Annotated in this window: 18 protein-coding genes; 8 read left to right on the top strand and 10 right to left on the bottom strand. The window is 64.2% G+C overall.

Going from position 1 to position 21,575, the window contains the following annotated elements; translation table 11 throughout:
* Positions 1 to 183 precede the first annotated feature (183 nt).
* The gene (gene aceA / locus ABEG21_RS09905; protein WP_347554472.1) at positions 184 to 1,581 is read left to right on the top strand and encodes an isocitrate lyase; all 1,398 of its coding nucleotides are present in this window, start codon (positions 184 to 186) and stop codon (positions 1,579 to 1,581) included.
* A 42-nt stretch (positions 1,582 to 1,623) separates the two neighbouring features.
* Here aceA and ABEG21_RS09910 read toward each other — a convergent pair whose 3' ends face one another.
* Positions 1,624 to 2,058: a universal stress protein gene (locus ABEG21_RS09910; protein WP_347554473.1), complete on the bottom strand. Its 435-nt coding sequence runs from the start codon at positions 2,056 to 2,058 to the stop codon at positions 1,624 to 1,626.
* A gap of 156 nt (positions 2,059 to 2,214) precedes the next feature.
* The gene (locus ABEG21_RS09915) at positions 2,215 to 2,745 is read right to left on the bottom strand and encodes a gamma-glutamylcyclotransferase family protein (RefSeq protein WP_347554474.1); all 531 of its coding nucleotides are present in this window, start codon (positions 2,743 to 2,745) and stop codon (positions 2,215 to 2,217) included.
* Positions 2,746 to 2,853: 108 nt separating this feature from the next.
* Between ABEG21_RS09915 and ABEG21_RS09920 the strand changes: the two genes are divergently transcribed.
* Entirely contained in the window at positions 2,854 to 3,987 is a 1,134-nt protein-coding gene (locus tag ABEG21_RS09920; RefSeq protein WP_347554475.1) for an aldose epimerase family protein, read from the top strand.
* A gap of 101 nt (positions 3,988 to 4,088) precedes the next feature.
* Here ABEG21_RS09920 and clpB read toward each other — a convergent pair whose 3' ends face one another.
* From clpB to ABEG21_RS09960, 8 genes are all read right to left on the bottom strand, one after another.
* Positions 4,089 to 6,689, bottom strand: coding sequence for an ATP-dependent chaperone ClpB (clpB, locus tag ABEG21_RS09925; RefSeq protein ID WP_347554476.1), 2,601 nt, complete (start codon positions 6,687 to 6,689; stop codon positions 4,089 to 4,091).
* A gap of 210 nt (positions 6,690 to 6,899) precedes the next feature.
* Positions 6,900 to 7,832 carry a hypothetical protein gene (locus ABEG21_RS09930; RefSeq protein ID WP_347554477.1) on the bottom strand — a complete coding sequence of 311 codons (933 nt, stop codon included), beginning with the start codon at positions 7,830 to 7,832 and terminating at the stop codon, positions 6,900 to 6,902.
* 229 nt (positions 7,833 to 8,061) lie between these two features.
* Positions 8,062 to 8,523 carry a molybdenum cofactor biosynthesis protein MoaE gene (locus tag ABEG21_RS09935; RefSeq protein ID WP_347556715.1) on the bottom strand — a complete coding sequence of 154 codons (462 nt, stop codon included), beginning with the start codon at positions 8,521 to 8,523 and terminating at the stop codon, positions 8,062 to 8,064.
* A gap of 110 nt (positions 8,524 to 8,633) precedes the next feature.
* Complete coding sequence (moaD, locus tag ABEG21_RS09940) at positions 8,634 to 8,891, bottom strand: molybdopterin converting factor subunit 1 (protein ID WP_347554478.1); 258 nt, start codon at positions 8,889 to 8,891, stop codon at positions 8,634 to 8,636.
* Between the two features lie 20 nt (positions 8,892 to 8,911).
* Positions 8,912 to 10,219: a gephyrin-like molybdotransferase Glp gene (gene glp, locus ABEG21_RS09945; protein WP_347556716.1), complete on the bottom strand. Its 1,308-nt coding sequence runs from the start codon at positions 10,217 to 10,219 to the stop codon at positions 8,912 to 8,914.
* 188 nt (positions 10,220 to 10,407) lie between these two features.
* Positions 10,408 to 11,907: a threonine synthase gene (thrC, locus tag ABEG21_RS09950; protein ID WP_347554479.1), complete on the bottom strand. Its 1,500-nt coding sequence runs from the start codon at positions 11,905 to 11,907 to the stop codon at positions 10,408 to 10,410.
* 26 nt (positions 11,908 to 11,933) lie between these two features.
* Positions 11,934 to 13,295 (bottom strand): homoserine dehydrogenase, encoded by a 1,362-nt coding sequence (locus tag ABEG21_RS09955; RefSeq protein WP_347554480.1) that lies wholly within the window; start codon positions 13,293 to 13,295, stop codon positions 11,934 to 11,936.
* A 37-nt stretch (positions 13,296 to 13,332) separates the two neighbouring features.
* Complete coding sequence (locus tag ABEG21_RS09960) at positions 13,333 to 14,559, bottom strand: pyridoxal phosphate-dependent aminotransferase (protein ID WP_347556717.1); 1,227 nt, start codon at positions 14,557 to 14,559, stop codon at positions 13,333 to 13,335.
* 202 nt (positions 14,560 to 14,761) lie between these two features.
* On the opposite strand from ABEG21_RS09960, the gene ABEG21_RS09965 reads away from it, so the two are divergent.
* From ABEG21_RS09965 to ABEG21_RS09990, 6 genes are all read left to right on the top strand, one after another.
* Complete coding sequence (locus tag ABEG21_RS09965) at positions 14,762 to 15,151, top strand: Mth938-like domain-containing protein (RefSeq protein WP_347554481.1); 390 nt, start codon at positions 14,762 to 14,764, stop codon at positions 15,149 to 15,151.
* Positions 15,148 to 16,980 (top strand): phospholipid carrier-dependent glycosyltransferase, encoded by a 1,833-nt coding sequence (locus ABEG21_RS09970; RefSeq protein ID WP_347554482.1) that lies wholly within the window; start codon positions 15,148 to 15,150, stop codon positions 16,978 to 16,980. Before ABEG21_RS09965 ends, ABEG21_RS09970 begins: the two co-directional genes overlap by 4 nt.
* A gap of 172 nt (positions 16,981 to 17,152) precedes the next feature.
* On the top strand, positions 17,153 to 18,301 hold the full coding sequence (locus ABEG21_RS09975; RefSeq protein WP_347554483.1) for a DegT/DnrJ/EryC1/StrS aminotransferase family protein: 1,149 nt from the start codon (positions 17,153 to 17,155) through the stop codon (positions 18,299 to 18,301).
* 150 nt (positions 18,302 to 18,451) lie between these two features.
* Positions 18,452 to 19,564 carry a glycosyltransferase gene (locus ABEG21_RS09980; RefSeq protein WP_347554484.1) on the top strand — a complete coding sequence of 371 codons (1,113 nt, stop codon included), beginning with the start codon at positions 18,452 to 18,454 and terminating at the stop codon, positions 19,562 to 19,564.
* Complete coding sequence (locus ABEG21_RS09985) at positions 19,561 to 20,529, top strand: formyltransferase (protein WP_347554485.1); 969 nt, start codon at positions 19,561 to 19,563, stop codon at positions 20,527 to 20,529. Before ABEG21_RS09980 ends, ABEG21_RS09985 begins: the two co-directional genes overlap by 4 nt.
* Positions 20,526 to 21,572: a bifunctional UDP-4-keto-pentose/UDP-xylose synthase gene (locus tag ABEG21_RS09990; protein ID WP_347554486.1), complete on the top strand. Its 1,047-nt coding sequence runs from the start codon at positions 20,526 to 20,528 to the stop codon at positions 21,570 to 21,572. The genes ABEG21_RS09985 and ABEG21_RS09990 overlap by 4 nt, the downstream gene beginning before the upstream one ends.
* Positions 21,573 to 21,575: the final 3 nt, after the last annotated feature.

The raw sequence follows: 21,575 nt of genomic DNA on the forward strand, positions 1-21,575 counted from the left end.
CCGCATTGATTAATAAGAAGTAAATTTTAATCGTTGCAAGACGAATGACGGTCGACACGATCGTCGCGCCTGCCTAGACTGGGTTTAACGACGGGACGGCACGAACAGCCGAGTGTCATCGGCGCCATCGTCCGCGCTCCCGCATGCGTCTCCCTTTCCATCGACCTAGCTTGGAGCACCACCATGACGAACGATCATCGCAAGCATGATGCAAGCAATCAGCAGTCCTTATCGAACGGTAGTGATGGCAAACGACACGATCGCGACGCCTGCGCCGCCTTGCGTCACGACTGGGCGGTTTCACCCCGTTGGGCAGGCATCAAGCGCGGTTACGATGCCGAGGAGGTTTGTCGCCTGCGCGGTTCGGTTCAGCCGGAACATACGCTGGCGCGGCGCGGTGCCGAGCGGCTGTGGTCTTTATTGCAGCGTCAATCGCTGCCGGCGGGAAGCGGCCGGCACGGCGTCGATCGACCCTTCGTCAACGCCTTGGGCGCGCTGACCGGCAATCAGGCCATGCAGCAGGTCAAAGCCGGCCTTCAGGCCATCTATTTGTCGGGATGGCAGGTGGCCGGCGATGCGAACCAGGCGGGAGCGATGTATCCGGACCAATCGCTGTATCCGGTCAACTCGGTGCCGCAGGTGGTTCGCGCGATCAATAACACCCTTACCCGCGCCGATCAGATCCAGTGGGCGGATGGCACCCGCCCGGGCGATCCCGGATATATCGATTATTTCGCGCCGATCGTCGCCGACGCGGAAGCAGGTTTCGGCGGGGTGCTGAATGCCTTCGAGCTGATGAAGGCGATGATCGATGCGGGCGCGGCCGGGGTGCATTTCGAGGATCAGTTGGCCTCGGCGAAAAAATGCGGTCATCTAGGCGGCAAGGTGCTGGTCCCGACACGGGAAGCCATCGGCAAATTGCTCGCGGCCCGCCTCGCGGCGGACGTCAGCGGCGTGCCTACCTTGCTGATCGCGCGCACCGACGCCCAGGCAGCGAACCTGATCACCTCGGACATCGATCCGCTCGATCAGCCCTTCCTGACCGGCAAACGGACCGTCGAAGGCTTTTACCGGACCCACGCCGGACTGGAACAGGCGATCGCGCGCGGCCTCGCCTATGCGCCGTATGCCGATTTGATCTGGTGCGAAACCGGCAAGCCCGATCTGCTCGAAGCGCGCCGCTTCGCCGACGCCATCCATGCGCAGTTTCCAGGTAAGGCACTGGCGTATAACTGCTCGCCGTCGTTCAACTGGAAACGGAATCTGGACGATGCGACGATTGCCCGGTTCCAGCATGCGCTGGCGGAAATGGGCTACACCTTCCAATTCATCACGCTGGCCGGCTTCCATAGCTTGAACTACAGCATGTTCGATCTGGCGCACGGCTATGCGCGCGAACAGATGAGCGCCTTCGTCCAGCTGCAACAACGGGAATTCGATGCGGCCGATCGCGGCTTCACCGCCGTCAAGCACCAGCACGAAGTGGGCACCGGCTATTTCGACGCGGTCACGCAGACGATCGAACGCCAGTCGTCGACCACCGCCCTTACCGGATCGACGGAAGAAGCGCAGTTTGCCTGACGCGGTGCCGCTACTGCCACCGTTGCCGCTACCGTTGCCGGATCAGCGGTAGATCAGCACCGGAATCCGCGTGTGCGACAAGACACGCTGGGTTTCGCTGCCGACCAGCATTTGCGCCAGACCATGGCGCCCGTGCGACGCCATCAGGATCACATCGCAGCCCGCCCCCTCGGCGGTCTCGACAATGCCGAGGTAGGGCGAGGCATGCGTGCTGACGCGCGTCGTACAGGGCACGCCCCGTGACGCCGCCAGGGACGAAACTTCATCGAGATGTCGTTGCGCATCGCGCTCGCAACGCATTTGAAAGTCCATCGGCGGCTCGACGATGACCTCGGTAAACGGCGACACCGGATACGCCGGCAGGCAGGCATAGCCTGTCAGCGTGCCGCCCGTCGTGGCGGCGAGTTGGACGGCGGCATTCACCGCCTTTTGCGACAGTTCGGAACCGTCGGTGGGTACGAAAATGTGCTTGAACATGGCAGAGGCTCCCGGTCGGAGGAACGCCGTTGATCGTGCTCAATCGCACGCGCTGCGCGGATCTACGCAGCGCGCGGCCAGACACTGCACCACACTGCGACTCCATTCTAGTACGTCCCGCGTCGCGCAAAAATGCCACGGCAGCAGTTGTCGTGCTCAACGACACCGCGCCAGCCTGTGCACGATCCAATCGCCGCCGGAAATCGGCGGTCGTCCCCGCCCCGCCTCGGGATCGATGGGATAGTAGACGCATCGCAAGGCCTGGCGCGGCGCTTCGGCTGGCACGGCGGCATGCGCATCGCTGCCGTCCGCGCGCGCGGGCCGATCCGGTATCACGTCGATCTCGCTGCGATAAAAGGCGCCGCGTCCGTCCGGGCGAATCCCCTCGATCTCGTCCAGAATGGAAAGGAGCGCCCGATCGATGCGAAAAACGTCGCCGCGCACTGTGGCGCACCGGGCTGTCTTTCCCGCCGCGTCCGCGCCGTGCGGCGGCACCAGGCCCGGCCAATCGCCGAAATCGACCAGGTGCCCCCGCACACGGCCGACGGCGACGTGCCGCGGCGCGGGCAAATCGGGGCGCCCAAAACGCATGGCGGCCAAGGCGATATCGTTGATCTCGCCATGCCGCAGCGTGCCGTAGACGAAGACGTCGCACGTCTCGATGGAGGAGGAAGGGCTGAGGCTCACGTTCGGCGCACCGGGAAGGAAACGAAGACGACAGCCTAGCAAAAAGCGCGGCCGCTGCGGGACGCAATGGCGGGCGCAGGAACACGACGACAGGAGACGATGGCGAATATGACGACGATCACTTGCGAGGCCAGCCCGTGGGGCACGCTCAAAGACGGCACGCCCGTCCATCGGATTACACTGCGCGACGCGCATGGCGCGCAGGCCGTGCTCAGCAATCTCGGGGCGACCTTGGTGCGCTGGGACGCAGCGGATCGCGACGGCCGATTCGACAACATCGTGCTCGGCTTCGCGACGCCGCAGGCCTACCTCGACAGCAGCACGCATATGGGCGGCACGATCGGGCGCTTCGCCAACCGGATCGCCGGCGCGCATTTCACGCTGGACGGCCAGGACTATCGCCTCGAAGCGAATGACGGTGCCAATACGCTGCACGGCGGCCATGACGGGTTCGATCGACGCCTCTGGGACTATTCGCTCGCGCCCGACTCGGGCAGCGTGCTCTTCACGCTGCATTCGCCGGACGGCGACAGCGGTTTTCCCGGCGCGCTGACCTTGCAGGTTCGCTATACCTTCGACGGGACGGCCATCCGCATCGACTATGACGCGCAGTGCGCGGCGCCCACGGCATTCAATGTCACGAACCACAGCTATTTCAACCTCTCCGGACTGCGCGGTCGCGCAACGGGCGCGAATGCGGCGTCGGATACGGCAAGCAAGCCATTATTGGAAGACACGCCGGATGACGGCACGATCCTCGATCACGTCGTTCGCATCGATGCGGAACAGGTCCTGTTGCCGGATGTGCATGGGATTCCGCAGCAGCAGGTGTCTGTCGCCGGCACGGTGTTCGATCTCCGAGACGGTGCCACGGTAGGCGCCCGCCTCGCGAGCCGCGACCCGGCACTGGTCGCGATGCAGGGATACGACCACTGCTATGTGCTGTCCCCACCGGATCGCATCGAAACGCCGCTCCGCGACGTCGCAGCCGCCTTCCATCCGCATTCGGGGCGCCGGCTGACGATCGCCACCACCGAGCGGACCGTTCAGTTTTATACCGCCTCGAATCTGAGAGGCGTCGTCGACGGGGCCGGTCATGCGCTACGGGCGCACGATGCCGTGTGTTTCGAAACGCAGGCGCAGCCGAACCAGATCAATACGGCCGATGCGCAAGGGGTCACGCTGCGTCCCGCGCAGCGTTATCGGCAAACCACCGTCTACCGCTGCCAGGCCGAAAACTAAAAAAGGGCCGCCTCGGCACTTTCCCGCACCCTGAAGAAAACGCCCTCCAAGGCGAGAGAAAGGTTCGAAGTCGGCCCTTCGATACTGCAGTCCGCGACGGATCAGTGAACGATCCGCTCGAACGAAAAGTCCCCGTCGCTGAAATCGACCGGAATGACATCCTTCGCGCCGAACCGGCCGCTGAGGATCAACTTCGCCACCGGGTTCTCGATCTCCTGCTGGATGGCGCGCTTCAACGGCCGCGCACCGAACAAGGGGTCATACCCGACCTTCGCGATCTCAGCCAATGCCGCTTCGCTGATATCGAGCTGCATATCCAGCTTCGCGAGACGCTCGGTGAGCACACGCAACTGGATGCGCGCGATCGCCTCGATATTCGACCGATCCAGACCATGAAAGACGACGACCTCGTCGATCCGGTTCAGGAATTCCGGCCGGAAATGCAGCTTCACCTCATCCCACACCGCGGAACGGACTTCTTCCTGCGGCGCGTCCACCATCGACTGGATCAATTGTGATCCGAGGTTCGACGTCATCACGATCACCGTGTTCTTGAAATCCACAGTGCGCCCCTGCCCGTCGGTCATCCGCCCGTCGTCCAGCACTTGCAGCAAGACGTTGAAGACATCCGGGTGCGCCTTTTCGACTTCGTCGAGCAAGATCACGCTATAGGGCTTGCGCCGTACCGCTTCGGTCAGATAACCGCCTTCTTCATACCCGACATATCCGGGCGGCGCGCCGATCAAACGCGCGACGCTGTGCTTCTCCATGAACTCGCTCATGTCGATACGGATCAACTGCTCTTCCGAATCGAACAGGAAGCCGGCCAATGCCTTGCACAACTCGGTCTTCCCCACACCGGTCGGCCCCAGAAACAGGAAGGAACCATAGGGCCGGTTCGGATCCGACAAGCCGGCGCGCGAACGACGGATCGCATCGGCCACCGCGGTGATCGCCTCGTTCTGCCCGACCACCCGCTCGTGCAGCTTGTCCTCGATATGCAGCAACTTGTCCCGCTCGCCCTGCATCATCCGCGACACGGGAATCCCGGTCGAGCGCGATACCACTTCCGCGATCTCCTCGGCGCCCACCTGCGTACGCAGCAGACGCGGACGCGCGGCCGTACCGCTACCCTGGCTCGCCTCGGCCTGCGTGACTTCCTTCAGCCGCGCTTCGAGTTGCGGCAGCTTGCCGTACTGCAGCTCGGCCACTTTGTCGAGGCGCCCTTCGCGCTGCAACTTGACGATATCGGCGCGTGCGCGCTCGATATCCTCCTTCAGTTGCGCACTGCCCAGCACCGCCGCTTTCTCGGCAGTCCAGATCTCTTCCAGATCGGCGTACTCGCGCTGCAAGCGCTCGATCTCGTCCTCGATCAGGCCGAGCCGTTTCTGCGACGCTTCGTCCTTCTCCTTGCGCACCGCTTCGCGCTCGATCTTCAACTGGATCAGGCGCCGATCGAGCCGGTCCATTTCCTCCGGCTTCGAATCGATTTCCATCTTGATCCGCGAGGCCGCTTCGTCGATCAGATCGATCGCCTTGTCAGGCAGAAAGCGATCGGTGATATAGCGGTGACTCAGCTCCGCCGCCGCGACGATGGCCGGATCAGTGATCTCCACGCCGTGATGCAGCTCGTACTTTTCTTGCAAGCCGCGCAAGATCGCGATAGTCGCTTCCACCGACGGCTCATCCACCTGGACGCGTTGGAAACGACGCTCCAGCGCGGCATCCTTCTCGATGTATTTCCGATACTCGTCGAGCGTGGTCGCACCGATGCAATGCAGCTCGCCGCGCGCCAGCGCCGGCTTCAGCATATTGCCGGCGTCCATTGCCCCTTCGGCCTTGCCGGCACCGACCATCGTATGGATTTCATCGATGAAGACGATGGTCTGGCCCTCGTCCTTGGCGACGTCGCTCAGCACCGCTTTCAGGCGTTCCTCGAATTCACCGCGGTATTTCGCACCCGCCAGCAGCAGCGCCATATCGAGCACCAGCACCCGCTTGTTCTTCAGCGACTCCGGCACCTCGCCATTGACGATCCGCTGCGCCAAACCTTCGACGATCGCGGTCTTGCCGACGCCCGGTTCGCCGATCAACACCGGATTGTTCTTCGTGCGGCGTTGCAGGATCTGAATCGCACGCCGAATCTCATCGTCACGACCGATCACCGGATCGAGCTTGCCCGAGCGTGCCCGCTCCGTCAGGTCGAGCGTGTATTTCTTCAGCGCTTCGCGTTGGCTTTCGGCATCGGCGCTGTTGACGGGCTGCCCGCCCCGCACTGCCTGCACGGCCGCGTCGAGCGTCTTGCGGCTCAGTCCATGCTCGCGCAACAGGCGGCCGCTATCGCCCTTATCGTCGACCGCCGCCAGCAGAAACATTTCGGTCGAGATAAAAGCGTCGCCTTGCTTCTGCGCCTCGCGGTCGGCCTGATTGAACAGGCCGGTTAACTCGCGACTGACCTGGACATTGCCATCGGTGCCCTGCACCTTCGGCAGGCGATCCATCGCCTGCGTGACGGCCGCCTGCAACGGCTGCAGTTGCACGCCCGCGCGGGATAGCAGCGAGCGCGTCGATCCATCCGTTTGCGCGAGCAGGGCCGCGAGGACGTGCAAGGGATCGATATATTGGTTGTCGCGGCCGACCGCCAGACTTTGGGCGTCGGCGACGGCTTCTTGAAACTTCGTAGTCAGCTTGTCGATTCTCACGGAGATCCTCCAGGCATTGCATCGTTCGTTTTGAAATTCATGCTACCTAAATGCGGCGCATGGTAATAATTTCAAGAGGATGTCGACCAAAATAGTGGCTGCCGATTCCCGCTGTGCGCCGCAGTCTATCGCTGCCTATCGCTGCCCACTACTGCCCATTGCTGCGCGCGAGGACACGGTGCGCGGCCGTTCGGCGCCCCCGACGTAGCGTCAAGCGCGCTTGACCGCACGCCGACATGCGATTTGCTGACGCGTCGAGCCATTGACCGTCTGCCACAATCTACCATGCAGGGGACTGGCGACGAGGTCCGAAAACGTCGGGGCCGGCAGCCGCCGAGAGGCCCGCAACTGCTGAACGAGCAAGGGCGCATAGTGCGCCGTGTCGGGTGCGATGGCCGCCCAAAAAACGTCGGCACCGTCGGGATTCCGACGATAGCGCGTAAGCCAGGAATTGAACGTTCGATACAGAAGGTGCATCGCCCGCGAGAATTCCCGCTGCGAGATGCCCTCCGCGCCATTGAGCGCCATAAAGGCGGCGACGAGGACATTGCGCGCATCGTACTGAATGCAAAACGGCCCGGTCGGCCCGGTTTGGCCAATCAGGATCTTACGTCCGGCCACGCCGGCCACCAGCCGCAGCATCTGAGTGCGCTGCATGACGATCTCGCGCAATGCCTCCGCCGCTTCGACACTCGCCGCTTCGGCGTGCGAAGCGCTGCTTGCCGCCGTTTCATTCCTCCGACGGCTGGGCAACGACAGATCGAGCGGCGAATCAGACGCGACACCCGGCATTGCATGCACAGACGCCGCCACGGAAGCCCACGGTAAGGGCATCGGGAGCCGCAACGGCAATGGCACCGGCATCGATCGCGTGGCCACCGCGACCGCGGGCGCCGCCGGCACGGGTAGCCAGCGTGACACGCCCTCCCGCGACGGAAAACGGGGCATCGCACGCAGCAAGGCACGCGTCTGCGCCAACTGTTCGCGCACGGTCGGACGCGCGCTGCGCGGGCAGACGGCCTCCTCACCGGACAAATCGATTGTCTCCACCCCGGATCGCCGCGTCGAATGCGCACGGCCGAGCGCACGTTGTGCCGACGCCCCCGCTGTCGGCCGATCGCTACACTGCGCGGAACGCATCATAAAATCCTTCGATCGATTGGACACCCGGCAACCTTATCGTGGCGCCAGGCAAATCTCAATCGGCCAAAGGGATAGGTCGGCCACGCCGACGATTCGGCCAAGAACCTTTCGTCATAGTTCGCACAATTTCGCTAAGGACTCCAAAACAAAAGAAGTATTGGAACGTCGACAGCCTTGCTTCAACGGTCGGCGCGGATCGCACCACCCTCGCCTGCGTCGGACGTGCGATCTACCCTGCCGACTGCCATCGCGCCCGCGCGTGGTCGTCGCTTTCGCGCGCGTCCACCCAGTGCCGGGCCTCGCCCGCGCCTTCCTTTTTCCAGAACGGCGCTTCGGTTTTCAGGTAGTCCATGATGTACTCACAGGCGTCGAAAGCATCGCCGCGATGCGCACTCGCCACGGCCACCAGCACGATCTGATCGGTCGGTCGTAGCGGGCCGCCATATCGATGAATCACCGTCACGCCTTGAAGCACCCAGCGCGCATGTGCCTGCGCCACGATGTCGCCGAGGGCCTGTTCGGTCATGCCCGGGTAGTGTTCGAGTTCCAGCGCATCGACCGGCGCGCCCTGGCTGACGTCACGCACGGCACCGATGAAAGCCGCCACCGCGCCGGCGCCGGGATGGGCGAGGCGCAAGGCGGCCAATTCCTTACCGGTATCGAAATCCGCCTCTTGCACGGCGATACGCACCGTCTTGTTCACGCCACCGGAAGGCGCGCCCGCGGACGTCGTTAGCACAGGCGCGGCGGGCGGCGAAACCGGCCCATCGGCCGTCGATCGATCGGACATGGTCTCCCTCGTCAACCGCCGGTTACCGGCGGGAAAAATGCCACCTCGCATCCCGGCGAAATCCGCGTTTCAGCCCCCGTCATTTCGTGATTGCAGGCCATGCGCAGCGACCGCGTACCGGCCAGCGCATCGGCCCACGCCCCACCACGCGTGCAGAGCCAGGCGCGTACATCGCCCACCGTGTTCACCGATTCCGGCACGACGACGCGCTCCTCGGCCGTGCCGACCGCCTCGCGCAAGCTGGCGAAATAACGTAGAGCGATTTCCATGATTTTTTCGTTTGCTGAGGTCAGAACAGCAGGTCGGTAAACGGCAGGTAACGGACCAGATCGCCCGGTGCGATATCGCGCCCCGGGGGATTGTCCACTAGGCCATCGCCCCACACGGTGGAGGTCAACACTGCCGAACTCTGCGAGGGATAGAGATCGAGGCCGCCGGCATCATTCAAACGGACGCGCAGGAACTCGTTGCGTCGGTCGCCTTTCAAGGCGAAGTCGGCACGCACCTGCAGCGCTTTCGGAGCGACGTTGGGAACGCCCTGCAGACGCAGGATAAAGGGGCGGACGAATAGCAGGAAGGTGACGAAGGTCGATACCGGATTGCCCGGCAACCCGATAAAGAACGCGCTGCCCACAGCGGACTTCAACGTCCCGAAAGCCAGCGGCTTGCCGGGTTTCATCGCGATTTTCCACAGCGCCAACGTGCCTTCCGCTTCCACCGCCGCCTTGACGTGGTCCTCCTCGCCAACCGACACGCCACCGCTGGTCAGTACCAGATCATGCGAGGCCGCCGCATCGCGCAAGGCCGCACGCGTCGCGTCGAGCCGATCGGCGACGATACCGATATCGGTGACGTCGCAACCGAGCGCCTGGAGCATGCCGCCCAAGGTATAGCGATTCGAGTTGTAGATCGCACCGGGCGCGAGCGCTTCACCGGGCCGTCGCAATTCGTCGCCGGTAAACAGCATCGCGACCTTCAGGCGTCGGATCACCGGCAACGACGCGACGCCGACCGATGCGGCGAGGCCAAGGGCCTGCGGCGTCAACCGCGTCCCACGCGGCAGGATCACCGCGCCGGCGCGGATATCGGCACCGCGCCGATTGATCCACTGCCCGGCCCGCGGCACGTCGTCCTGCGTAAAGCGTACGCCGGTCGACTCCACCTGCGCGTCCTCCTGGATCACGATCAGATCGGCGTGTTCCGGCACTGGGGCGCCGGTAAAAATGCGCGCGACTGTCCCGGACGCCAGCGGTGTCGGCGACGCGCCGGCGGGAATGCGCTGCGACACCGGGAAAGGATGGCCCAATGGCGTCACGTCGGCGTGATCCCCGGCCGCCGCACCCAGATGCACCGCCAACTCGGCCAGGCGCACCGCATACCCGTCCATGGCGCTGACATCCATCGGCGGAACATCGATCGGGGACACGATATCGGCCGCCAGCACCCGGCCCAAAGCAACTTCGGTCGGGAGAGTCTCGATTGCCGGATGCACCGCGGACGCCGCCGAAATCTCGGTGTCCGCGCCGCCGCCCTTCGCACCGCGTGGCGCGTCGGCGGCAGCCAGCAGCGTTTGCAGTGCCTCTGCCGTCGTCAGCATCGGTGCGCGGCCGCCGGGCGGCGTCGATCGGGGGGTGGCGGGCGCGCCATTATGCGAGACGGACGGATCAGCGTGAGGCGTAGCGTTTTCAGACATAGGAAGAAAGACGGAAGCGATAGGCGGGAGCGCAGCGGCGCGGCGGGTTCCTACACGACTCTACTCGACCGGGCCCGGCGCCGCGAACGCTTTCAGCCTTCAGTATGCGCCGTAATGAATTGCTTGACCGCCGCAACGTCCGCCGGGATCACCGTGCTGCGTTGCGGCAGCGCCTCGATACCGGCAAAGGCGTGGGGTCTCTCCGGCTCGCGGCCGAGCGCTTCCTTGATCGTTTCGCCGAACTTCACCGGTTGTGCGGTCTCCAGCACGATCATCGGCACACCGGCTTCCAGGTGTTGCCGCGCCGTGTGGACGCCATCGGCCGTATGCGTATCGATCGTCGTCTTGTAGCGCGCATCGATATCGCGGATCACCGCCAGCCGCTGCGCGTGATCGCTACGGCCGGAGACGAAGCCGAAGTCGGCGATGCGATCAAACGCCGCAGTGCCGGCGAGGCTGAAACCGCCCTCATGGTCGACCTTGCCGAACAGCGTCTTCAAGGCATCGCCGTCGCGCTCGAGCAGATCGAAAACGAAGCGTTCGAAATTCGATGCTTTCGAGATATCCATGCTCGGGCTGCTGGTCTGCAACGTCTGCGCCGACGTCCGCACGCGGTAATGCCCGGTGCGGAAAAACTCGTCGAGCACGTCGTTCTCGTTGGTGGCGACCACGAGGCGCCGGATCGGCAGCCCCATCATCCGCGCGATATGCCCGGCGCAGACATTGCCGAAATTACCCGACGGCACGGTGAATGATACCGGCGGCATCGCGCCATCGACATAGGGCTTGCCGGCGGTGGCCGCCAGATAACCCTTGAAGTAATAAACGACCTGGGCCACGACGCGCGCCCAGTTAATCGAGTTGACGGTACCGATCCGATGCGCCGCCTTGTAGGCGTGATCGTTCGACACCGCCTTCACCATGTCCTGACAGTCGTCGAACACGCCCTCGACCGCCAGATTGAAGATGTTCGGATCCTGCAGGCTGTACATCTGCGCGCTTTGGAACGGGCTCATCTTGCCATGCGGCGACAGCATGAACACGCGCACGCCGCGCTTGCCGCGCATCGCATATTCCGCCGCGCTGCCGGTATCGCCGGACGTGGCGCCCAGAATGTTCAGCGTATCGCCCTGCTTGTCCAGCACGTATTCGAACAGGCTGCCCAACAACTGCATCGCCATATCCTTGAACGCCAGCGTCGGCCCGTTCGACAGTTCCAGCAGCGACAACGTCGTCTTGTCCGACGTTCCCGCAACCGCTTCCTCGCCGAGCAACTTCAGCGGCGTGATGTCCTCCGCGCGTTGCCCGTCGCGCAGATTGCAGTAGACCTCGGCCGTATAGGTGCGGCGCAGCAGCGCGCGCAGGTCCGCGGACGGCACGTCGTCGCAATACAGCGACAGCACTTCGAACGCCAGGTCCGCATAGGACAGCGTGCGCCACTTTTCCAGCAGCGCCGCGTCGACCTGCGGGTAACGCGCCGGCATATAGAGGCCGCCGTCCGGTGCCAGACCGGCTAGCAGAATGTCGGAAAACCGCGCCGCGGCGGCAAGTTCGTGTCCGGCACGCGGGGCACGGGTGGATACGTAGTGCATGACTGGCCTTTAACGGAATTTCGCGATTACAGGTTCTCGGTGCGCAGCAGCGACACGGGCGACTTCACGCTCGACAAGGCTTCGATCTTCGCCAACGCCTGGCGCAGATTGCCTTCGACGGTCCCGTGCGTCAGCACGATCAGGTCCGTCTCGCCCTCGCCTTCGCGCGACTCTTTCTGGATCAGCGCGTCCACCGAGATGCCCCGATCCGCCAGCAGGCTCGCGATGGCGGCCAGCACGCCCGGCTCGTCGGCAACGCGCAACCGCAGGTAGTAAGCGCTGGTGATCTGATCGATCGGCAACACCGGCAAGTCCGACAGCTGGTCCGGCTGGAACGCCAGATGCGGCGTGCGATGCTCCGGATCGGCCGTGTGCAGGCGGGTCACGTCGACGAGATCGGCGACGACGGCCGAAGCGGTCGGCTCCGCGCCGGCGCCCTTGCCGTAATACAGCGTCATGCCGACCGCATCGCCGTTGACGGCCACCGCATTCATCGCGCCCTCGACATTGGCGATCAGCATCGACGACGGCACCAGCGTCGGATGCACGCGCAGTTCGATGCCCTTCGCCGAGCGCCGCGTGATGCCGAGCAGCTTGATCCGATAGCCCAGTTGTTCCGCGTATTTGATATCGATCGCATCGAGCTTGCTGATGCCTTCGATGTGCGCGCGATCGAATTGGATCGGCACGCCGAACGCGATCGCGCTCATCAGCGTCAGCTTGTGCGCGGCATCCACACCCTCGACGTCGAAGGTCGGGTCCGCTTCCGCATAGCCTAAGCGCTGCGCATCGGCCAATGCCGTCGCGAAGTCCAAGCCCTTGTCGCGCATCTCGGACAGGATGAAATTGGTCGTGCCGTTGATGATGCCGGCGATCCAGGTGATGCGGTTCGCGGTCAGGCCTTCACGCAGCGCCTTGATGATCGGAATACCGCCGGCCACCGCCGCCTCGAAGGCGACCATCACGCCCTTGCTGTGCGCGGCCTGGAAGATCTCCATCCCATGGACGGCGAGCAGTGCCTTGTTCGCCGTGACGACGTGCTTGCCGTGCGCGATGGCCGCCAGCACCAACTCGCGGGCCCGGTCGGTGCCGCCGATCGTCTCGATGACGATATCGATGGCCGGATCGCGCACCAGCGCGTCGAAGTCACTGTCGATCAACGGCAAGCTGCCGGCACCCGCGGCCAGCGCTGTTTCCGCACCGGCTTCCTGCGTCACGATTGCGCTCAGCGCCGCCTGCGCCTTGGCCGGCGTGCGCACGGCGATGCGCGCGACTTCAATGCCCCGTCCGGCGCGCCGCTTGATTTCTTCCTGATTCCGGCGCAAGACCGAATACGTGCCGCCACCGACGGTTCCGAAGCCCAGTAGGCCTGCTTTGATCGATTCCATACTGCAGTGTCAGTCCAAGAGATGAATGAAGCGGCGCTCAGGCGCCGTGACGTTTTCGATAGCTTTCGAGGAAACGGCCGATCCGCTCGACGGAGACCTTCAGATCCACGACGTTCGGCAGGAACACCACGCGGAAATGGTCCGGCGTCGCCCAGTTGAAACCCGTCCCCTGCACCAGCAGCACGCGCTCCTCGCGCAGCAGCTCGAGAATGAACTGCTGGTCGTCGGCGATCGGATACATCTTCGGGTCGAGGCGCGGGAACAGATACAACGCCGCCTTCGGCTTCACGCAGGTGACGCCGGGGATCGACGTCAACATGTCGTAGGCCAGGTTGCGCTGCTCGTACAGACGCCCGCCCGGCAGCAAGAGATCGTTGATGCTCTGATAGCCGCCCAGCGCGGTCTGGATCGCGTACTGCCCCGGCACATTGGCGCACAGGCGCATCGACGCGAGGATGTTCAGGCCTTCGATGTAGTCCCGCGCGCGCCGCTTGTCGCCGGAGACGATCATCCAGCCGGCACGAAAACCGCAGGAGCGATAGCTCTTCGACAAGCCGTTGAACGTGACCGTCAGCACGTCCTCGGACAGCGCCGCCATCGACGTATGCGTCGCGCCGTCGTACAGGATCTTGTCGTAGATCTCATCGGCATAGACGATCAGATCGTGTTCGCGCGCGAAGGCGATGATCTCGCGCAACAGATCGTCCGGGTACAGGGCCCCGGTCGGATTATTCGGGTTGATGACGACGATCGCGCGCGTGTTCGGCGTCAGCTTCGCGCGGATATCGTCCATATCCGGCAGCCAGTCGTTGCCCTCGTCACAGACATAGTGCACCGGGGTTCCGCCCGACAGGCTGACCGCCGCCGTCCACAGCGGGTAGTCCGGCGCCGGCAGCAGCACTTCATCGCCCTCGTTGAGCAGCGCCTGCATCGCCATCACGATCAGTTCCGACGCGCCGTTCCCGATGTAGATATCGTCGAGACCCACCCCCGCGATATTTTTCTGCTGCGAGTAATGCATCACCGCCTTGCGCGCGGCGAAGACCCCTTTCGAATCCGAATAGCCGGACGAGGCCGGCAGGTTCCGGATCATGTCCTGCACGATCTCGTCGGGCGCATCGAAGCCGAACGGCGCAAGATTGCCGATGTTCAGCTTGATGATCTTATGCCCTTCGTCTTCGAGACGGCGGGCCTCGTCGAGCACCGGACCGCGAATGTCATAGCAAACGTTGGCCAGCTTGTTCGATTTATGGATGGATTTCACGGCGGCAAAGTGGAACGGAAAGCGGATGGATGGCAAGCGGCTGGGCCGAAGGTCGTGCGAGACGGCTGCGCGACACGATCGGCACCGATGGGTGCGGACAGGCCGGGACTTCCTGGGACTTCCTGATGGGAAGCGGCTGGGCAACGCTATAATCCGGTGAATTATGACAGAGTTTGGACCAACAGCGGACAGGGAGCAACGCGTGAAACTGGAGCAGGAATCCATTGAAGCCGCCGGCGTGCTGAATGTCGTGACCGGGTACGGCGACGACTATGTCGAGATCAACAAGACCCGATTCGCACACAGCGTCCTGCTGCTGCCGAACGGCCCGGCCTTGCCCTGGGATCCGACGCGCTTCGAGGCGCTGGCGCCCGCGCATTTCGAGCCGCTGGTCAATGCAACGCCCGAACTGGTGCTCCTCGGAACCGGCAAAAAGCTGCGTTTCGGGCATCCGCGTCTGTACGCGGCCCTGACCGCCAAGCGCATCGGGGTGGAAACGATGGATATCGGCGCCGCCTGCCGGACCTTCAATATCCTGGCCGCCGAAGGCCGCCGGGTGGCGGCCGCGCTGCTCCTCGAAAAAGCCGATTGATCGCTTCCGCCAGTTCCCGGCGTGCCCCCCTCGGCAGCGCCCCGCTGACGCTGACCCGTGGCGCGGTTCTGCTGCTGGTGGGGCTCTTCGCCCTCGCCTGGTTCGCCCCCTTGGGCGTGCGCTCGCTGCTGCCGGCCGATGAAGGCCGTTATGCCGAGATCGCACGCGAAATGCTGGCGAGCGGCGATTGGCTCACGCCCCGCTACAACGGCCTCCCCGCGCTGACCACGCCGCCGCTGCAGCTATGGGCGACGGCGGCCGGCTTTGCGCTGTTCGGACTGGGCGAATGGCAGGCAAGGCTATGGACCGCCCTGTGCGGCTTCGGCGCCGTGCTGTTCGTCGGCTATACCGGGGTCCGACTGTACGGCCGCCCGGCAGGCATCCTGGCGGCGACCGCCCTGTTCGCCACCCCTTACTGGCACCTGCTGGGGCATTACGCCTCGCTGGACATGGGGCTGTCGGCCATGATGACGGTCGCGTTGTGCGCGATGCTGCTGGCCCAGCGTGCGCCGGACACCCTGGTGGGCATGCGCGGGGGCGGCGCCGTCGGCTCGGTCAGCGCAATCGGCGCAATCGGCGCAATCGGCCCTGGCGGCTCGGTCGGCGGTGCCGGGGCAATCGGCGGCAGCGCGATCGACGTGCTGCGCGGCCGACGCGGCTGGATGTGGCTCTGCTGGATTGCCATGGCCCTAGCCGTCCTCAGCAAGGGGGTGATCGGCATCGCGCTGCCGGCGATCGTGCTGCTCATCTACTCCGTCGTGGCCCGGGACTTCGCGATCTGGCGCAGGCTCTACCTGTTCAGTGGCCTGCTGCTGTTCTGCGTCGTCGCCGCTCCCTGGTTCATCGCGATGCAATGGCGCTATCCCGGCTTTGTGGCAGGATTTTTCGTCACGACCCCGCTGCAAGACTATCTCGTCGGCGGCCTGCATCCGACTCAGCCGTTCTACTTTTTCATCCCCGTCTGTCTGATCGGCGCATTGCCGTGGCTATCTCTGCTTTGGCAAAGTATGCGCCGTGCGCTCCGGCTGCCGCGACAGACCAACCGCTTCTCGCCCGCCTGCCTGCTGGTGGCCTGGGTGGCGACGATCTGTCTTTTTTTCAGCGCGTCGGCATCGAAGCTGCTGTCCGATACGCTGCCGGTCACGCCGGCCCTGGCGTTGCTGGTGGGCGCCTACCTGCCCAGTCGGGATGCCCACCGGATTCGACGCCATCTGGCCGGCTATGCGGTGCTGCTGATCACCCTAGCGCTGGGCATCGTCTACCTGACGAATTTCGGCAGCGCGGCCACGCCGAATGTGCTGTATCGGCACTTTCAGACATGGCTATGGCTCGGGCTCGGCGTCGCGCTGCTCGGCCTGGCCGTCGCGGGCGTGCTCGCGCGGCGGTTGGGCGCACGGACCTGGCTCGTCTATGCCGCCGCCTGGTATGCCGGCCTGGCGATCGCGGGCAACGCGCACGAGTTGCTGGGGCGCCCGACGGCCGGCGTGCAACTGGCGGCGCGCGTCCGTGCCGTGATCGCGCAAGCACCGCAGAACGCCGTGGACCCGCCGTTCTACGCGGTCGGGCCGATCGACGAGGCGCTATCGTTCTATTTGCGTCGCACCTTCACGTCGGTGGCCGCGTCGAGCGATGCGTGGGAAACCCGCTGGCGCGACGGCGGCCCGGCCTATGCCATCATGACGCCGACGCTGTATCACGTGCTCCATGCCAAGCATCTTCCGATGACGATCGTCGCCTACGATGCCCGGCGCGTCGTGGTATCGCGTACGCCGCTCGCAAGCGGCGTTTCCCGGACGCGCCCGCCGGACATGGCACAATCGGGGCAGTGAAAGCGCCTCGCGGCGGATTCCACCGGACGGGGATGCCGTCCCAGATACGCTTTGGTCCACGCCAACGTCGTGCTTTAATGGATACCTAAGGCAATTGATGGCATGATCGCAACCGCGCGCCAGAGCCCTTTCCACGGTCGCTTCGGCCCGCAGCACTAGGACACCTCTTTTCATGACGCAAACGCCCGCGGTGCAGGCCGAATTCCTGCCCTTTACCCGCCCCGAGATCGACGAAGAGACGATCGCCGGAGTCGCCGAGGTTCTGCGGTCCGGCTGGATCACCACCGGCCCGCAGAACCAGCGCTTCGAGGCCGCGCTCTCGGAGCGTTTCGGCGGCCGTCCGGTGCGGACCTTCAACAGCGGCACGGCAACACTCGAGATCGGCCTGCGCGTTGCCGGCATCGGTCCTGGCGACGAAGTCATCACGACGCCACTGACCTGGGTCGCGACCAGCAATGTCATCATTGCCGTGGGGGCGACGCCGATCTTCGTCGATGTCGATCCGAAAACGCGCAATATCGACCTGGATCTGCTGGAAGCGGCCATCACGCCGCGTACGCGCGCGCTGATGCCCGTTCACCTGGCGGGCTTGCCGACCGATATGGATCGTCTCTACGCCATTGCCGAGCGCCACGGTCTGCGTGTCGTGGAAGACGCGGCGCAGGCGCTGGGTGCGCGCTGGAACGGCCGGGAAATCGGCAGTTTCGGCGATATGATCTCGTTCAGTTTTCATCCGAACAAGAACCTGACCTCGATCGAGGGCGGCGCCCTCGTGCTGAACAACGCCGAGGAAGCGCGGCTGGCGGAAAAATACCGCCTGCAGGGCGTGACGCGCACCGGCATCGACGGCATGGACGTCGATGTGCTGGGCGGAAAATTCAACCTGACCGACGTCGCCGCGCGCGTCGGACTGGGGCAATTGCCGCATCTGGACCGTTTCAACGCACGGCGCCGCGTCTTGGCGCAGCGCTACTTCGACCGGTTCAAGGACGGTGCGGCGGTGCGTGCCGGCGTCGCGCTGCCGTTGGCCGATTTCGACAATAGCAACTGGCATATGTTCCAGATCGTTTTGCCGATCGGCGAAGCCGGCTGTCCTACCCGGCCAGACTTCATGATGGCGATGAAGGAAAGCGGCATCGGCACCAGCGTCCATTATCCGCCGGTCCACTTGTTTACCCTCTACCGGCAACGGGGCTTCGGTGAGGGCATGTTCCCCCACACCGAACGCATCGGCGCCGGCACGGTCTCGCTGCCGCTGTTCACGGCGATGACCGACGCCGACGTCGATCGCGTCGTGGCGGCTGTGGATGCGCAATTCTGACGACGCCCTTACCTTGCACGCGCGCGCTGGCTCCGACGCCTTGTCCCGGCGTCCGCCGCGCGGCAAGCACGATATATCGCACCCTGCCGCTTGTAGGCAGCGGACGCCGGCGCCTGCGCGCGTTTCCGTTTCACGAACCATCGATTTTCAATGACGTCACCTGAGCTCTCCGTCATCATCCCCGTCTACAACGAGGAAGCTGGCCTTACCGCCTTGTTCGACCGGCTCTATCCGGCCTTGGACGCACTCGGCGCCGCCTACGAGATCATCTTCATCAACGACGGCAGTCGCGATCGCTCGGCGGCGATGCTCGCCGACCAGTTCGCGCTGCGCGACGACGTCACCCGCGTCATCCTGCTGAACGGCAACTATGGCCAGCACATGGCCATTCTGTCGGGGTTCGAATACGCGCGCGGCGACGTCATCGTGACGCTCGACGCCGATCTGCAGAACCCACCGGAAGAAATCGGCAAGCTGCTGCACAAGATGCGCGAAGGCTATGACTACGTCGGCACGATTCGCGCGAATCGCCAGGACACGTGGTTCCGACGCACGGCGTCGCGCTCGATGAACCGGCTGCGCGAGCGGATCACGCGCATCAAGATGACCGATCAGGGATGCATGCTGCGCGCCTACAGCAAGCGCATCGTCTCGACGATCAACCGTTGCGGCGAGATCAACACCTTCATTCCGGCGCTCGCCTACACGTTCGCGCAGAATCCGACCGAGATCGACGTCGCCCACGAGGAACGCTTTGCCGGTGAGTCGAAATACTCGCTGTATGCGCTGATTCGCCTGAATTTCGACCTGGTCACCGGCTTCTCGGTCGTGCCGTTGCAAATGCTGTCGTTTGTCGGCGTGCTGATGTCGGCCGGCTCCGCGGCGCTGTTCTTCCTGCTGATGTTCCGCCGCTTCCTGCTGGGCGCGGAAGTCCAGGGGGTATTCACGCTGTTCGCGATCAACTTTTTCATGATCGGCATCATCCTGTTCGCCCTGGGCTTGCTCGGCGAATACATCGGCCGCATCTACCAACAGGTGCGCGGCCGGCCGCGTTATCTCGTGCAGACGCTGCTGAGCGGCGATGCGCCCGCACCCGGTTCGTCCGGCCCGTCGGCGGCTGCGCCGAACGCGACGGATCACCCGACGCGCTTTGCCGACCAGGCGACCGTACCGGTGCCGCTGGCATCGGACATGCCGGGCGCTTACGGCAGCACGGTGCCCGCATCGACGCCATCCGATCGCCCCACTGGGGTCGATCGATGAGCGCCTCTATCGCGTCCTCGGGGCGGCGAGCCGTCGTGTTCGCGTACCACAACGTCGGCGCGCGCTGCCTGCGCGTGCTGCTGGCGCGCGGCGTGGACGTGGCGCTGGTGGTGACGCACGAGGACAACCCCGAAGAACTGATCTGGTTCGAAAGTGTCGCGGCCGTGGCGGCCGATTACGGCATTCCGACGATTCGGCCCAGTGCGGCAGAGATTGCCGATGGCCGGACGTTGCAGGCGGCGCTGCAAGGCCTGCCCGGCGGCGCGCCTGATTTCCTGTTCTCTTTCTACTATCGGCATATGTTGCCGGTGGATGTGCTGGGCCTCACGCCGCGCGGCGCCTATAATCTGCATGGCTCGCTATTGCCGCGATACCGTGGCCGGGTCCCAGTCAACTGGGCCGTCCTGCGCGGCGAAACCGAAACCGGTGCGACGCTGCATGAAATGACGGCCAAGCCGGATGCCGGCGCGATTCTGGCTCAGACGGCGGTGCCGATCCTGCCCGACGACACCGCGCATCAGGTGTTCGAGAAAGTGACCGTGGCCGCCGAGCAGACGCTCTGGGGCGTGCTGCCGGCCTTGTTGGCCGGCTCGGCGCCGCGGCTGGCGAACGATCTGGCTGCCGGGTCTTACTTCGGTGGCCGCAAGCCGGAAGACGGTCGTATCGACTGGTCCCAGCCGGCACAGCAGGTGTATAACCTGGTCAGAGCGGTCGCGCCGCCCTACCCAGGTGCCTTCTGGGAAGATGCCGCCGGCCGGCGCTTTATCCTTGCCGCCGCACGCATGCCGTCCGGCAACGCCGCGCTTCACGCGGATTTGCCGCCCGGCTTTCATGTGGTGGATAATGCAATCGTTGGCGTATGTGGCGATGGGCGCGCCCTCGCGATCCGCGAACTGCGGCTGGACGATGTGCCGATTACGGCCGCCGACTGGTTGCGACTTTCACTCCCTTCTCGCGACTCATGAAGAAAAAGGTTCTCATATTTGGCGTCAACGGCTTTATCGGCCACCACCTGTCGAAGCGCATTCTGGAAACGACGGACTGGGACGTGTACGGCATGGACATGCAGAGCGATCGCCTGGGCGATCTGGCAAAGCATGAACGCATGCATTTCTTCGAGGGCGACATCACGATCAACAAGGAGTGGGTCGAGTATCACGTGCGCAAGTGCGACGTGATCCTGCCGCTGGTTGCCATCGCGACGCCCGCTACCTATGTGCAGCAGCCGCTGCGCGTGTTCGAACTCGATTTCGAGGCGAACATGCCGATCATCCGGTCCGCGGTCAAGTATCGCAAGCACCTCGTTTTCCCGTCGACGTCCGAAGTGTACGGTATGTGCGAAGACGGCGAATTCGATCCGGAAAGCTCGTCGCTGGTGTATGGCCCGATCAACAAGCCGCGCTGGATCTACGCCTGTTCGAAGCAATTGCTCGATCGCGTGATCTGGGGTTACGGCATGCAGGAAGGCCTGAACTTCACGCTGTTCCGCCCGTTCAACTGGATGGGCCCGGGCCTGGACTCGATCCATACGGCGAAGGAAGGCAGTTCCCGCGTGGTCACGCAGTTCCTCGGGCATATCGTTCGCGGCGAGAATATCAATCTCGTCGACGGCGGTGCACAGAAGCGCGCGTTCACGTGGATTGGCGACGGGATCTCGGCGCTGATGAAGATCATCGACAACGCCGGCGGCATCGCCAGCGGCAAGATCTATAACATCGGTAACCCGACCAACAACATCTCGGTACGCGAACTGGCGACGAAGATGCTGGCATTGGCAGCGGAATTTCCTGAATACCGGGATGGCGCAAAGGCCGTGCAAGTCGTGGAAACGTCGTCCGGCGCCTACTATGGCACCGGTTACCAGGACGTTCAGCATCGCGTGCCGAAGATCGACAACACGATGGCCGAATTGGACTGGAAGCCAGAAGTCTCGATGGACGACGCGCTGCGGCAGCTGTTCGAAGCCTACCGCTCGCAAGTCGTCGAAGCCCGCGCCTTGATGGACTGACAT

It is taken from the genome of Robbsia sp. KACC 23696, assembly GCF_039852015.1.
GTDB lineage: Bacteria > Pseudomonadota > Gammaproteobacteria > Burkholderiales > Burkholderiaceae > Robbsia.

Excerpts from the sequence above, each read along its gene's own strand:
- aceA (WP_347554472.1), top strand. The coding sequence starts at position 184 with ATGACGAACGATCATCGCAAGCATGATGCAAGCAATCAGCAGTCCTTA.
- ABEG21_RS09910 (WP_347554473.1), bottom strand. The coding sequence starts at position 2,058 with ATGTTCAAGCACATTTTCGTACCCACCGACGGTTCCGAACTGTCGCAA.
- ABEG21_RS09920 (WP_347554475.1), top strand. The coding sequence starts at position 2,854 with ATGACGACGATCACTTGCGAGGCCAGCCCGTGGGGCACGCTCAAAGAC.
- ABEG21_RS09930 (WP_347554477.1), bottom strand. The coding sequence starts at position 7,832 with ATGATGCGTTCCGCGCAGTGTAGCGATCGGCCGACAGCGGGGGCGTCG.
- moaD (WP_347554478.1), bottom strand. The coding sequence starts at position 8,891 with ATGGAAATCGCTCTACGTTATTTCGCCAGCTTGCGCGAGGCGGTCGGC.
- glp (WP_347556716.1), bottom strand. The coding sequence starts at position 10,219 with ATGCTGACGACGGCAGAGGCACTGCAAACGCTGCTGGCTGCCGCCGAC.
- thrC (WP_347554479.1), bottom strand. The coding sequence starts at position 11,907 with ATGCACTACGTATCCACCCGTGCCCCGCGTGCCGGACACGAACTTGCC.
- ABEG21_RS09955 (WP_347554480.1), bottom strand. The coding sequence starts at position 13,295 with ATGGAATCGATCAAAGCAGGCCTACTGGGCTTCGGAACCGTCGGTGGC.
- ABEG21_RS09975 (WP_347554483.1), top strand. The coding sequence starts at position 17,153 with ATGACGCAAACGCCCGCGGTGCAGGCCGAATTCCTGCCCTTTACCCGC.
- ABEG21_RS09980 (WP_347554484.1), top strand. The coding sequence starts at position 18,452 with ATGACGTCACCTGAGCTCTCCGTCATCATCCCCGTCTACAACGAGGAA.
- ABEG21_RS09985 (WP_347554485.1), top strand. The coding sequence starts at position 19,561 with ATGAGCGCCTCTATCGCGTCCTCGGGGCGGCGAGCCGTCGTGTTCGCG.
- ABEG21_RS09990 (WP_347554486.1), top strand. The coding sequence starts at position 20,526 with ATGAAGAAAAAGGTTCTCATATTTGGCGTCAACGGCTTTATCGGCCAC.